Below are 12,815 nucleotides of genomic sequence, written 5' to 3' on the forward strand. Positions count from 1 at the left end.
AGCTTAAATACGATAACCTTGGCAATCATGATGCCTATGCCAATGAATCTTTTGACGGATCCCTCACATGATCGTGCTGGATAAAGGGCAACCTACGGTGTAATCAACAAATGGGAGAGGGTGATCACCATTGGCTAACCGAGGTTTGGTTACGGCGCTTGCGGCGGTAGGAGCGGCACAACTGCTTAAGCTGCCCATTCATTATGCAAAAACCGGCAAATGCGACGTTAGAAAAATGGTAGGCTCTGGCGGCATGCCAAGCTCGCATTCAAGCGGAGTATCGGCGTTGGCCGCTTATACGGCAACGCGCTATGGGGTGAGGACTCCGGCCTTTGCCATATCAGCGATGCTTGGCATCGTTGTGATGTATGATGCGATGAATATTCGCAGGCATGCGGGAGAAATCGCGGTGCAGGTGAATGATTTAGACGAAGATATGGAGCGGCTTGCAGGTCGTCAACCCGGTATATACCATAAGCGAAGGCGCGAGAGATTGAAGGAAAGTCTGGGCCATCAGCCTCGCGAGGTGGCGGCGGGCTCTGTGCTTGGCGCGGTTATAGGCTTTCTTAGTGCTGTATCGGCGAATAGGTAAAACGGCAGCCATAATATGGTTTTTGCACAGGCTTAGGCTCACCGCGGCTTAAGCCTGTTTAAGCTTGCCGTACGTGATTGCTGATCGTCGAGTTTGAGCTTATACTTTTTAATGGATGTAGCGCTTTCATCGTTATATAATGGGAAAAGCAATCATTTTATATGCAGATAATCTAGGGGGAAATGCGGATGACAGAGAAGTTGTTATGGATGCATGGAGCGCCTTACGCGCTTGGAAATGCAGATGAGGATTGTCCGGCCATTACGCCATATCTTGTGGAAGGCGACAATCGTCCTGCCGTGATCGTATGTCCAGGTGGAGGGTATGGTACCAGAGCTTATCATGAGGGAGAACCGATTGCGCAGTGGCTAAATGGACTTGGTATTTCTGCTTTTGTGCTTCGATACCGAGTTGCTCCTTATCAGTATCCATGCGCTTTATTGGATGTTCAGCGCGCAATCCGCACCGTAAGATTCAAAGCAGAGCAATTCCGCATTAATTCGGATCAAATCGGTGTGTTGGGCTTCTCTGCCGGCGGCCATTTAGTGTCCAATGCCGGAACAAGCTACGACAAAGGAAATAAAGAAGCGGAAGACGTCATTGAGCAAGTGTCATGCCGGCCAGACTTGCTTGTCTTATGCTATCCTGTCATCACGCTTCAAGGACCGTTTGCGCATGAGGGATCGCGTGACAATTTGCTGGGCAAAGGGGCGGAGCTTGCCCAAGCAGAGCAGCTCAGCAGTGAGCTCAATGTAACGGAGGATACGCCGCCTACCTTTATATGGCACACGTCAGATGACGCAGCTGTTCCCGTAGAAAATAGTCTCTTGTTCGCTGCAGCACTCAGCAAGCACAAGGTCCTATTTGATTTGCATGTCTACGCTAAAGGGCGTCATGGCTTAGGCTTAGCGGACGACGAGGAGCACACGCGAAGCTGGACGGATGCGTGCGCGTCCTGGCTTGCTTTTCAAGATTTTAAATAAACAACCTGCTACGTACAAACGATGATTTGCCGGATAAAATTGCCTTTCCGGGTCGTGCAGCGATCCTGAATCGTAAAGCCTGCACTTGCAATCAGCTCGTCGATCGCGCCAACCGTTACGATAACGGCTTTGTCCGCGATTCGGCGGGTATGCTGGAGCAAGGAAAGCTGGGCCTCTGGCGTAGTGTGGGAAAAGTGGTTATACGGCATGTCCACAACCGCAACATCATAATGACTCGTTACTTCCGAAATGTCACCGCAGACCACTTCCGTATGCAAATCGAAATGAACCAGGTTCTCACGGGTGCCTTGTACGACGAAATGGTTAATATCCCGTCCTACGATATCGATACCCATGGATAGGGCTTCAACGAGCACAGTTCCGATGCCGCAGCAAGGATCAATCGCTTTAACCGTAGCTGGGTCGGGCACGGCGATATTGGCAACTGCACGTGCTACGCGAGTGCTTAAAGCGATGGAATAGCTGCGGGGCTTCTGCATATGCGTCAGCCAGACGGCTTTGCTTTTGAGATAACTCCCGAAGTACCAGCGTCCTCCCCAGGTCAAAATGCCGAAAACATGGTCGGGCTGACGAACATCCGCTTCACCTTCTATATAAATGCCAATATCTCGCTCAATGCTTCGCTGCTCATCAAACTCGATTTTATTGTCCGGCGTTAAATCATTCATTTTGATAAAAATGACTTTAAAGGTTTCATCCTTCAGTTCAATCTGCTTGACTTGCTCCCATATCTCCTCAAGGCATTCACCTTCATAGAGCACTTCAAGGCGCTCTCTCATAAACGGGCTGCGGTCGGGATGAATGGCAATATCGCTCCCCAGAAGACCGCTTTCCGAATGGGTTCCAAAAAAAGTACGCATCTCCAGCTGGCAAAGCTCGGTTTCCTCCAAGCGGTATCCGTAGGTGTATATATATAATGGCTCATGCTTTTTTGTCGTCAGTGTTGTCGCATCCTTTTCATTAACGTGCTGAGTCTTCTATTATACGCCAAATGAATGAGCGCCGTCATGCGACAGGGTAATAGAAGCAGCAAAAGGCGGACAGATAAGGAGGTTAGCCGATTTGTTGCAGGGCCTGCTGCTCGGCATGCAGAAGGCGTTCCCTTACCCTTACGACCTCACCGATGATGATCAGCGCCGGATTGCTTAGCTTCATCGAGACAGCAATCGTATGAATATCGGATAGTGTGCCAATCAGCGTACGCTGCTGAGGGGTCGTACCGCGTTCGATAAGCGCAACGGGAGTGGAAGCGGCTTTGCCATGCTTGAGAAGCTCTTCACGAATAGCGGGGAGTTCGCTGACACCCATATAGATGGCAAGCGTATCTACGCTATGCGCCAGTAAATCCCAGCGGATCGGCGATTTATCACCATGGCAGCGGCTGCCGGTAACGCAAGCGAAGGAAGCGGCATATTCACGGTGAGTGACGGGAATGCCAGCCGCGGCTGCGGCTCCAATGGCGGACGTAATGCCGGGCACGATCTCATAAGGAATCCCCCATGCGGCGAGTGCCAAGGCTTCTTCCGCGCCTCTTCCAAAGACGAGCGGGTCGCCGCCTTTGAGACGGACGACCGTTTTGCCTTCCCGCGCATAGTGGACGAGCGCTTCATTAATTAACTGTTGGGACATCGCATGTGAGCCTGGCGCTTTGCCGCAGTAAACCCGCTCGGCTTCGGGGCTGGCGTAGCTGAGCAATTCCTTGCTGATTAACCGGTCATACAAAATAACTTCAGCCTCTTGGATACGTCGCATCGCTTTCACCGTAATAAGCTCCGGATCACCAGGACCTGCACCGACAATATAGACTTTGCCTGACGTTAAATGTCTCATAAGCTGCTCCCTTTGGCTTTTTCCGCCGTTTTAGTGGCTACCGGCTTTACAACTTGCAATGCCGCAGCTGATGTTGAAGAGGGCTTGCGCTGAGAATAATAGAAGAAGAGGCCGGTAAACAAAGCGCCGCCGATAAAGTTTCCAATCAATACGGGAATTTGGTTCCAGAGCCACCAATCGGCTAGTGTAACGTCTGCGCCAAGCAGCATGCCTGCGGGAATGACGAACATATTGACGACGGCATGCTCGAAGCCTTGGGCAAAGAACGTTAGAATCGGCAGCCACATCGCTAAAATTTTGCCGGCGGTTGATTTGGACGTGAAAGCCATTACGACGCCAAACGTTACCATCCAGTTGCATAGCACAGCTTTGATGGTGACAAGCAGCAAACCGTTAAAGCCCATTTTCGCATAACCGATGGTTTTGGTTTCACTGGTCTGAATGAGCGTTTGAACCAAAGGATTACTCATGTCTGTCCCCATCTTCGTCACAGTCAAGCCATAAAGCACGGCATACAATCCGCAGCCGATCAAATGGCCGAGTATCGCCCATCCGAAGCTCGACAGCATCCGGGTATGGGTTGTTTTGCGTTCAAGCACGGCTAGCGGAAGGAGTGCGAAGCTGCCGGTCACCAGTTCAAAGCCAAGAAGGACAATCATGGCGAAGCCTACTGGGAAAACCAGGGCTCCAACCAGGCCGATGGAGGTCTGGTTGACAGCCGTGAATGCGAGCGTTGTGGCAAAGGCAAGAATTGCGCCTCCTAGAAATCCGCGAATAATCATCTGAAAGGCGCCTAAGCTTGCTTTTGCAGTTCCGGCGTCGATCATGGCGTCTAGTACTTCAGCAGGTTTTATATACGCCAATTTGGTGCCCTCCTTAAATGGTTACATAGATAGAGCCGCTCTCACGATCGATTTCGGTTTCGAAGGTCGTCACACAGCCTTCATCCGGCTCTTGCGCGCGTCCGCTGCGAAGGTCGATCTTCCAATCGTGAAGCGGGCAGTGCACGGCTGTGCCGCACACCATTCCCTCCGATAATACGCCGCCTTTATGCGGACATTTATTTTCTACCGCCAGCACGCTGCCGTCGGTAAGACGGAATACAGCAATTTCGGTATTTTGAATCTTAATGGTACGTGAGCCCTTCACATCGATATCCGATAGGTTGGCTACGAGCAGCTTCGTCGTCATTAGTGTAAACCTCCCTTAGTAATCTAAATTTGCGCAGGCTGAGCGCTGGAGAGCTGCTCGAAATTCTTGCGGAGCTCGTCAGTTTCGATGATTTGCTTCCATGGGTCCGTAGTCAGGCTAAGCGTTTTCTCGATTCGCTCCGTCAGGGCGAGGCGATCCTCTTGCTTCTCAAGCGCTTTCTTGACGTAGTCAAGGCCGACACGCTCAATCCACTGGGCGGTACGCTCGTTCCACTGCGCATGCTCACGGTACAGCTGCAGGAAGGCGGAGGACCATTCCATCACTTCATCTTCGGTCTTTACAATCGTAAGCAGTTCGGTCGCTCTTACTTTAATGCCGCCATTGCCGCCAACATGCAGCTCCCAGCCGCCGTCGATGGCGATGATGCCAAGATCCTTGATCGTGGATTCCGCGCAGTTGCGGGGACAGCCGGATACCGCAAGTTTCACCTTGGCAGGAGCGTTCAACCGCTCAAAGGCCTTCTCCAAGCGAATGCCCATACCGATGGAATCCTGTGTGCCGAATCGGCAAAAGGTATTGCCCACGCATGTTTTAACGGTGCGAAGCGTTTTGCCGTAAGCGTGCCCCGAAGGCATGTCGAGCTCTGCCCAAATTTTTGGAAGGTCTTCTTTCTTCACGCCAAGAAGGTCAAGGCGCTGCCCGCCAGTAAATTTAACCATAGGAACTTCGAATTTCTCAGCAACCTCAGCAATTTTTTTAAGGTCCGCAGGGGAGGTTACACCGCCGTAAATGCGGGGGACGACGGAGAACGTGCCATCCTTTTGAATATTAGCATGATAGCGTTCATTGGTGATACGGGATTCTTTCTCGTCGACGTATTCTTCCGGATAAAGCATGCCGAGATAGTAGTTGAGAGCCGGACGACATTTCGTACAGCCTTCGGGATGATGCCAGCCAAGCACGTTCATGACTTCGTTCGTGCTCATGAGGCGCATCTTCGTGATGCCTTCGACGATTTCATCCCGGTTAAGCGTCGTGCAGCCGCAAATGCCTTCCTTGACCGGTTCGCCAAGCGAGTCGCCCGAATATAGGTTCAATAAGCCTTCAACAAGCGGCTTGCAGCCGCCGCAGGAAGCGGAAGCTTTCGTGCAGGATTTGATAGAACCAACGGTATTGCAGCCTTTATTCGTAATGGCATCGGCAATAGCTCCTTTGGATACGCCGTTACAGCCGCAGATGATTTCGTCATCGGCCATCGCTTCAAGGCGGCTGCCTCCGGACGATTGTCCAAGCAGCTCCGAGGAGATGCCAAGCAAAATTTCCTTCTCTCGCCCTGCTACAGATTCGCCTTTCTTAATAGAAGCGAATAATTCAGCACCATCGGAAGTGTCGCCGAACAGGACTGCACCAACGAGCTTTCCATCCTGGATCACAATTTTTTTGTAGGTGCCAGCCAGATCATCCTGCAGCTTCAATGAGCGAGTGCCCGGCGACTCGCCGAATCGTCCAGCTGAGAATACATCAACGCCGGATACTTTTAGTTTGGTTGAGGTAACAGAGCCAGCATAGCCAGCGGTTTCCACACCCGCCAGAAGTTTGGCAAGCACTGCGCCTTGCTCATAAAGTGGAGCAACCAGGCCATAGGCGATGCCGCGGTGTTCGGCGCATTCGCCGACAGCATAAATGTCTGGCATGCTCGTTCGCATATAGTCATCGATGACTATGCCGCGGTTGACGTCAATGCCTGCCGCTCTGGCGAGCTCTATGTTTGGCCGAATCCCGACAGCCATCACAACAAGGTCGCCATCAACCTCAGTTCCATCCGTAAAGGCGAGTCCGCTGGCCCGACGTTTACCCTTAATGGCCGCGGTGCTTTTTTTCAATAAGAATTGCATCCCTTGCGCTTCGAGCTCGCGCTGCAGCATTTTGGAGGCTGCCTCGTCCAATTGCCGTTCCATTAAGTAGCTATGAATATGGACGACGTTGACTTCCATCCCGAGATGAAGGAGGCCGCGTGCGGCTTCTAGTCCAAGCAAACCGCCGCCAATGACGACCGCCTTCTTGTATTTCTTGGCCGTATCCATCATCACTTCGCAATCGTGAATATCACGGAAAGCAATTACGCCTTCCTTGTCTGCGCCGGGAAGAGGCAGCATGAACGGGTTGGAGCCGGTGGCGATGATGAGAGCGTCGTAAGCTGCTTCAACACCCAGATGGGAAGTTACTTTTTTGCGTTTCGTATCGATGTTCGTTATTTTGTGGCCCGTGTGCAGCGTAATGTTATTTTCTTTATACCAGCTCCAATCGTTAATGATGATTTCCTGCATATCGGCGCCGCCGGCCAAAACGGAGGAAAGCATGATACGGTTGTAATTGGGATGCGGCTCGGCGCCGAATATGGTAATGTCGTAGCTTTCAGGAGAAAGCTTCAATAAATGCTCGATTGCGCGAACCCCCGCCATGCCGTTGCCGATAAGCACTAACTTCTTTTTGGATGATGTCATTGTGTTTCTCTCCTCTCAAACGCTGTCTCTGTAAAATAATAAAAGCCTGCTCCGTATCCTGGGAAAACGTACGTTTCCCTTGAACACGAAAGCAGGCTTCTTTGCCGCTTATAGCCGAATACATCGTTGTATTCGAAAATGATATGTGGTTGATAACGTAAATATACAACAACATCAGAACTTGTGTCAATATACATAACATGATTGCAATGAAAAACTTGTGGGGTGACAAAACTAAGAATTTTATGTTATATATAATCACAAATGTATCGACTTGTGCTCTGTTTAGATAAAAGTCGAATAGGAGGGGGCGCTTCTACATGCGTTCTTTGTTAGTAGTCGAGCAACGTGCGGCAATCAGGGGAGCGCTCCATGACTCTCAGTTTGAGGAATTGTCCAAACAGCAAACGCCAAAATACAGGCTGGAATCGTATGGCTATCAGGTTTTGCGGGCTGGGGACGAACAGAAGGCCGAGGTGCAAATGGGCAGTGCAGACGCAGTAATTCTGCATTTGCCACTCAATGAAGTGAAGATGTGGGGCGTAAGGCTTCTAAAGCATAAAACCGTACCCATGCTGTGGTGGTGCAGCGCTGGGGCTGCTTCTATGTCTGCAGCCTTTTGCGAAGATGAGGTGCCTGTAGATGGGATATTAACGCCTTCTATGGGTGAGCAGGAGCTGCACTGGGCGCTTCATTTTGGATCAAAGCAATGTTTTGAGCGGCTACAATGGATGAATGAGAAGAAGCAGTTGGAGGGACGCCTCGAAGAGCGGAAGTGGATTGATATGGCGAAGGGAATATTGTGTAAAATAAAAAACATTTCCGAAGCAGAGGCCTATGATGTGCTTCGAAAGCAGGCGATGAATGAACGCAAGCGAATGGTTGACGTCGCCACGTCGATCGTGAAAGTTTATCAAATTCTTCAGGATCAGAAATAAGGGGGCTATGCCATGATTACGAATCTGCTAAAGGAAGTAGGCCGAGGAAAACGGGGAGCGCGGGATCTTAGCTATGAGGAAGCGCTGCTCGCGGCGAATGCGATCCTTGATCTCAAGGCGACCCCTGCCCAAATCGGAGCTTTTTTTATTGCGGAGCGAATTAAGATGGAAAGCGTAGAGGAGCTTGAAGCTTTCACGGCGGTATGCCGAAGCCGCGCTTATCGGGCGCCAATTCAGCAGGGGCTTGATTGTGCAGGTCCCTATGACGGAAGGAAAAAGTCGTTCTACGCGACCTTTCCCACCTCCTTTGTCCTTGCTGCCGCAGGTCTGCCAGTAACGCTGCACGGCTCGGAATCTTTGCCGCCGAAATGGGGAATTACGCTGCATGATTTGCTACATGAAGCCGGCATCGATGCGGCGCTTCTATCCCGTGAGCAGATCGTTAAGGCGGCGGCTGATACAGGCGTTCTGTATGTTCCGGCTGAGGAATGGTGTCCGCCGCTGAAGGCGCTCCGTTCGATTCGAATAGAGCTCGGCATGCGCACAGTGCTTAATACAGCCGAGAAGCTGATTGACTATTCTCATTCTCCTTATTTGATATTCGGAGTCTATCATAATACCGTATTTGAGCGGATAGCGAAGCTAGCGAATCATCTGCATTATCATAAAGCGCTCATCGTGCAAGGAATGGAGGGCTCCGAGGATTTGTTTATCGAGCGGCCAACCCGCACTTACTTTGTGGAAAACGGGCAATCACAGCTTCATATCATTGATCCGGACGCATACGGGCTTTTAACTTCCGCTCCTGAAATTGAATGGACGGCGGCCGGACAGCTTCATGAGGCGGAGGCCGTGCTGCAAGGTAGCGGTCACATGGCTTTCACCAATCAAGTGCTTCTTAATGCCGCAGTTCGGCTCCATTTGGCGGAGAAGGTTGAATCGGTCGAAGAAGGGTTGTATATCTGCAAGGATTTGCTTGATCAAGGTGCGCCTTTGGAACTTTATCACAAATGGCAGCATGCCATGCAGGGAGAGAATGCTTTACATTGCTGAACAACTTAACAGGTTAAAGAAGAGGCTGCCGTGCAATGACCCGGCAGCCTCTTCAGCGTTTCACAGTATATGGACGGATCGCTAATAAAGATTATCGCTCGACCATTCCCCGGGCAACGGAGAATCCGGCAATAGGGGTAACTTCAGCGCCTCGACGGCTTCCTGCAAGTATTGCTTGCGGAATTCTAGGCCACCGGTATCCCTCTTATGCCCGGAAAGCCAATCGGTTTTTCCTTCGCTCGACCGATTCAAGGTTTGCAGATCACGGCTGTAAATGGAGGCGTCCCAGCGAATTTGCGCTAACACCCGGCTTACGAGCGGGAGCGGGAAGCCACTTGCCTGATGGATAAGCTCCGCTGCCCGCTCCTGCTCGCTGCGGATGAATTCATGAGCTCTCAGATGCGCTTTCAAGTAAGCGATGACGATCGGTTCATTGTCTCTGGACCAATTGCCGTCAGTAACTAAACCGGTCAAGTAATCGCCACCGATCCCTTCCGATAGCAGCGGTATGCCTGCGCCGATGGATTGAACCCAGCTTAAATAAGGCTCCCACAGCATGCTTGCGCCCACTTGGCCCCCAAGAATACCGCTTAGGCAATCGCCCATACCGCGGTGTACGATGGGCTCTGAGTGCAGGCCGAACGTATTCATCCACTCTTTCAGGCGATAAGAGGAGCTGGAGTTGCCTACCGTAGAAATGGATAACGAGGATAAGGCATCTAAATGATCAACCTTGCTGCCGGCAGGAACGACTAACGAGATGCCACCTCCGCTGCTCGTTTTTCCATCAAAGGCGATGACCTGAGGTTGGAAACGCGGAAGGATATTGCTAAGCGCACGGCTGGCGATAATCGGATAATCACCAACCGATGCAATATGGACGCGTCCGGCAATAAGCTCCTCGACCAGCTCCATTCCGTTTGGGGCATTGACCCAAACAATTTGATAGCGGGTCGATGGCGAGACCCTTTGCAGCTCCTCTTCGAATAAGCCCAGCTGCTTAATAATTAAAGGACTCCACAGCAGGGCAGCTCCGCTTTGGTAGCCGATGGTGACGGTCTTCTCATTGGAGCTGCCCGACATGGCGTTTCGCTGCTGTATTCCCGAAATGCCATGGAGCTTCACCCAAGCTTGCAGTTGCTGGGGATCAATCCAAACTTCCTTGCCTATTTTAATATGAGGAAGCTGCTTATCCTTGCGCCAGCGGTCGATGGTCGCACGGCTGATGCCCAGTATATCCATCGCTTCCTGCAGGCTTAGAAGATTTAAGCGTTCATTCATCATATGGGAGCACTCCATTTCTATTGCACCATTAATTCAAAGTTAATACATAGGAATTATTAGTTATTTATAATGATAAGCTATAGCTTCTTAAACTTCAATTGATAAATGCAAATGAAGGCTGATTTTCCTCATTCCTCCTCACAGCTGCTCTTCTTTCCTCATTTTGTTGACAGTGCAAAAAGGAGATGATAATTTCGAGTTATACAAACCTTAGTAAGTTAATTGGAATTATAAGTTTTAGTAAACCGAGATGAAGAAAAGGGGCAGTGAGCAAAGATGGATAAGGGCAAATGGGTTCAAAAAAAGGGCAGGGGCTGGGCAGTTCTCCTCATGTTGGCGGTATTGCTGGTCGTTTCGGCATGCAGCGCAAATAACTCGGGCAAGGATGCGGGAGGAGATGACGCGAAAGCGAAGACGGTTCGAATTGGCTATCAGAAGTATGCATCCGTAAACATTATGAAAGAGCGTGGAGGCCTGGAGGAAAAGCTGAAGGAAGCCGGCTACGCGGTAGAATGGACGGAATTTCCCGGTGGCCCGCAGCTGCTAGAAGCTTTAAACGTTGGAAGCATTGACTTCGGCCATACCGGCGAGGCGCCTCCGATTTTTGCTCAGGCTGCAGGTGCGCCGCTCGTATACTTGGCGCATTCGCCTGAAAGTCCTAAAGCCGAGAGCATTCTCGTGCCTGAAAACTCACCGATTCAATCATCGGCTGACCTCAAAGGCAAGAAAATTGCGTTAAACAAAGGTTCGAACGTTCATTATCTGCTCGTAAAATATTTGGAGCGCGAGGGCTTGGCTTACAGTGATGTGGAAGTTGTGTATCTGCCGCCTGCAGACGCGAGAGCGGCGTTCGAGAGTGGAAATGTAGATGCTTGGGTGATCTGGGAGCCATTCTATTCTGTTGCACAGCTTGCTACGAAAGCACGTGTGCTGGCGGATGGCGAAGGACTTGTGAAAAACTATGAATTCTATTTAGCTTCACGCGATTTTGCGAAGTCGAATACTAAGGCTGTAGATGTCATTCTTGAACAGCTGGAAGAAACGGATAAATGGGCAAAGGACAATCAGCCTGAAGTGGCAAAGCTGCTTGCGCCCGCGCTCGGACTTGACACAGCTCCGCTTGAGCAAGCGCTAGCTCACCGCAGCTGGGGCGTCATCCGTGTAAGCGATGAGACGCTTCAAGCACAGCAGAGCATAGCGGATACCTTTTTCAAGCTGGAATTGATCCCTTCTGAACTTAAAGTCAGCGATGCGGTAATCAAATAAACCTTCATACCCTGCAAAGGATTAAGGAGAGCGAATATGGAACTGTTTTGGTTTATTCCCCTGCATGGGGACGGCAGGTATTTGGGCACCTCGAAAGGTGCCCGTGCGGTAGACTATGATTACATCCGGCAAATTGCTCAAGCGGTTGATCGGTTAGGGTACCATGGGGTGCTTCTTCCGACAGGCAAGGCTTGTGAGGACGCGTGGGTTGCGGCTTCTTCCCTTATTGGAATGACGCGCAGATTAAAGTTTTTGGTTGCTATTCGTCCGGGTCTCATGTCCCCTTCGACTTCTGCCCGGATGGCATCGACTTTCGACAGGCTTTCCGGCGGAAGATTGCTGGTCAATGTCGTTACCGGCGGCGATCCGCACGAGCTTGGTGGGGATGGTATCTTCCTCTCGCATGGCGAGCGTTACGAGCAAACCGATGAGTTTATGACGGTGTGGCGGCGGATGATGCAGGGCGAGGAAGTGGACTTTGCAGGCAAATATGTACGGGTGGAGGCGGGTGAAGTGCTGTTTCCTGCTCTTCAGAAGCCGTATCCGCCGATTTATTTTGGAGGCTCATCGCCTGCGGCGATGCAAATTGCTGCCGATCATGTCGATTGTTATTTGACTTGGGGAGAGCCGCCTGCGGAAGTAGCGAAGAAGATCGCTGAGGTGCGAAAGCTTGCTGAAGCGAGAGGGACAAAGGTGAAATTCGGCATTCGGCTGCATGTCATTGTCAGAGAGACAAACGAAGAGGCATGGGCCGCAGCCGATCAACTCATCAGTCATGTCGATGAGCAGACGATTGCCGAGGCGCAGCGAATTCTTGCCCGTTATGATTCTGTAGGGCAGAAGCGTATGGGGGAGCTGCATAACGGAGACAAAGCCTCGCTCGTCATCTCGCCTAATCTTTGGGCAGGTATCGGTCTAGTCCGCGGCGGGGCGGGTACGGCGCTTGTAGGAGATGCGGATACTGTCGCCGAACGAATGAAGGAATATGCTGAGCTTGGCATCGAAACGTTCATTCTATCGGGCTATCCACACTTAGAGGAAGCCTACCGCTCAGCAGAGCTGCTGTTTCCGCGTTTGCCTCTGAAGGCGCAGGCAAGTGAAGAGCATGGTGCTATTACAGCTTCCGGAGAGCTGGTCGCTTATAATAAACGCCCGAAAACGGGCAGTGCAACGTAACGGAAGGAGCAATCAT

The 12,815-nt window shown here is 51.1% G+C and carries 12 protein-coding genes; 6 read left to right on the plus strand and 6 right to left on the minus strand.

Annotation, left to right across the window (positions count from 1 at the left end; genetic code table 11):
• Positions 1-130 precede the first annotated feature (130 nt).
• Positions 131-592, plus strand: a complete 462-nt coding sequence (locus tag E0496_RS19145) for a divergent PAP2 family protein (RefSeq protein ID WP_141503461.1) — start codon at positions 131-133, stop codon at positions 590-592.
• 188 nt (positions 593-780) lie between these two features.
• The gene (locus E0496_RS19150; protein WP_141503462.1) at positions 781-1,575 is read left to right on the plus strand and encodes an alpha/beta hydrolase; all 795 of its coding nucleotides are present in this window, start codon (positions 781-783) and stop codon (positions 1,573-1,575) included.
• Between the two features lie 8 nt (positions 1,576-1,583).
• Here the strand turns inward: E0496_RS19150 and E0496_RS19155 are convergent, their stop codons facing one another.
• The 5 genes from E0496_RS19155 to nirB form a co-directional block, all read right to left on the minus strand.
• Positions 1,584-2,537, minus strand: coding sequence for a TRM11 family SAM-dependent methyltransferase (locus E0496_RS19155; RefSeq protein ID WP_241674886.1), 954 nt, complete (start codon positions 2,535-2,537; stop codon positions 1,584-1,586).
• Between the two features lie 112 nt (positions 2,538-2,649).
• Positions 2,650-3,426 (minus strand): uroporphyrinogen-III C-methyltransferase, encoded by a 777-nt coding sequence (gene cobA, locus E0496_RS19160; RefSeq protein WP_141503463.1) that lies wholly within the window; start codon positions 3,424-3,426, stop codon positions 2,650-2,652.
• Positions 3,423-4,289 carry a formate/nitrite transporter family protein gene (locus tag E0496_RS19165; RefSeq protein WP_141503464.1) on the minus strand — a complete coding sequence of 289 codons (867 nt, stop codon included), beginning with the start codon at positions 4,287-4,289 and terminating at the stop codon, positions 3,423-3,425. The genes cobA and E0496_RS19165 overlap by 4 nt, the downstream gene beginning before the upstream one ends.
• Positions 4,290-4,302: 13 nt before the next feature.
• Positions 4,303-4,617, minus strand: coding sequence for a nitrite reductase small subunit NirD (gene nirD, locus E0496_RS19170; protein WP_141503465.1), 315 nt, complete (start codon positions 4,615-4,617; stop codon positions 4,303-4,305).
• 23 nt (positions 4,618-4,640) lie between these two features.
• A complete protein-coding gene (gene nirB, locus E0496_RS19175) occupies positions 4,641-7,082 on the minus strand; it encodes a nitrite reductase large subunit NirB (RefSeq protein ID WP_141503466.1) in 2,442 nt (813 codons plus the stop codon).
• 320 nt (positions 7,083-7,402) lie between these two features.
• Here nirB and E0496_RS19180 point away from each other — a divergent pair, with 320 nt between their 5' ends.
• Both E0496_RS19180 and E0496_RS19185 read left to right on the plus strand, forming a co-directional pair.
• On the plus strand, positions 7,403-8,020 hold the full coding sequence (locus E0496_RS19180; protein WP_141503467.1) for an ANTAR domain-containing response regulator: 618 nt from the start codon (positions 7,403-7,405) through the stop codon (positions 8,018-8,020).
• A 12-nt stretch (positions 8,021-8,032) separates the two neighbouring features.
• Positions 8,033-9,073, plus strand: coding sequence for an anthranilate phosphoribosyltransferase (locus tag E0496_RS19185; RefSeq protein WP_141503468.1), 1,041 nt, complete (start codon positions 8,033-8,035; stop codon positions 9,071-9,073).
• A gap of 81 nt (positions 9,074-9,154) precedes the next feature.
• Here the strand turns inward: E0496_RS19185 and E0496_RS19190 are convergent, their stop codons facing one another.
• A complete protein-coding gene (locus E0496_RS19190; protein WP_206669818.1) occupies positions 9,155-10,354 on the minus strand; it encodes a helix-turn-helix domain-containing protein in 1,200 nt (399 codons plus the stop codon).
• A gap of 279 nt (positions 10,355-10,633) precedes the next feature.
• Between E0496_RS19190 and E0496_RS19195 the strand changes: the two genes are divergently transcribed.
• Entirely contained in the window at positions 10,634-11,623 is a 990-nt protein-coding gene (locus tag E0496_RS19195) for a sulfonate ABC transporter substrate-binding protein (protein ID WP_141503470.1), read from the plus strand.
• A gap of 36 nt (positions 11,624-11,659) precedes the next feature.
• Entirely contained in the window at positions 11,660-12,799 is a 1,140-nt protein-coding gene (gene ssuD, locus E0496_RS19200) for an FMNH2-dependent alkanesulfonate monooxygenase (RefSeq protein WP_141503471.1), read from the plus strand.
• Positions 12,800-12,815 lie beyond the last annotated feature (16 nt).

It is taken from the genome of Paenibacillus luteus, assembly GCF_006542765.1.
Taxonomy (GTDB): domain Bacteria; phylum Bacillota; class Bacilli; order Paenibacillales; family Paenibacillaceae; genus Pristimantibacillus; species Pristimantibacillus luteus.

What these genes read in the sequence shown, in the direction of transcription:
- E0496_RS19190 (WP_206669818.1), bottom strand. Translation starts at nt 10,354, where the DNA reads ATGAATGAACGCTTAAATCTTCTAAGCCTGCAGGAAGCGATGGATATA.
- ssuD (WP_141503471.1), top strand. Translation starts at nt 11,660, where the DNA reads ATGGAACTGTTTTGGTTTATTCCCCTGCATGGGGACGGCAGGTATTTG.
- E0496_RS19195 (WP_141503470.1), top strand. Translation starts at nt 10,634, where the DNA reads ATGGATAAGGGCAAATGGGTTCAAAAAAAGGGCAGGGGCTGGGCAGTT.
- nirD (WP_141503465.1), bottom strand. Translation starts at nt 4,617, where the DNA reads ATGACGACGAAGCTGCTCGTAGCCAACCTATCGGATATCGATGTGAAG.
- E0496_RS19180 (WP_141503467.1), top strand. Translation starts at nt 7,403, where the DNA reads ATGCGTTCTTTGTTAGTAGTCGAGCAACGTGCGGCAATCAGGGGAGCG.
- E0496_RS19185 (WP_141503468.1), top strand. Translation starts at nt 8,033, where the DNA reads ATGATTACGAATCTGCTAAAGGAAGTAGGCCGAGGAAAACGGGGAGCG.
- cobA (WP_141503463.1), bottom strand. Translation starts at nt 3,426, where the DNA reads ATGAGACATTTAACGTCAGGCAAAGTCTATATTGTCGGTGCAGGTCCT.
- E0496_RS19150 (WP_141503462.1), top strand. Translation starts at nt 781, where the DNA reads ATGACAGAGAAGTTGTTATGGATGCATGGAGCGCCTTACGCGCTTGGA.
- nirB (WP_141503466.1), bottom strand. Translation starts at nt 7,082, where the DNA reads ATGACATCATCCAAAAAGAAGTTAGTGCTTATCGGCAACGGCATGGCG.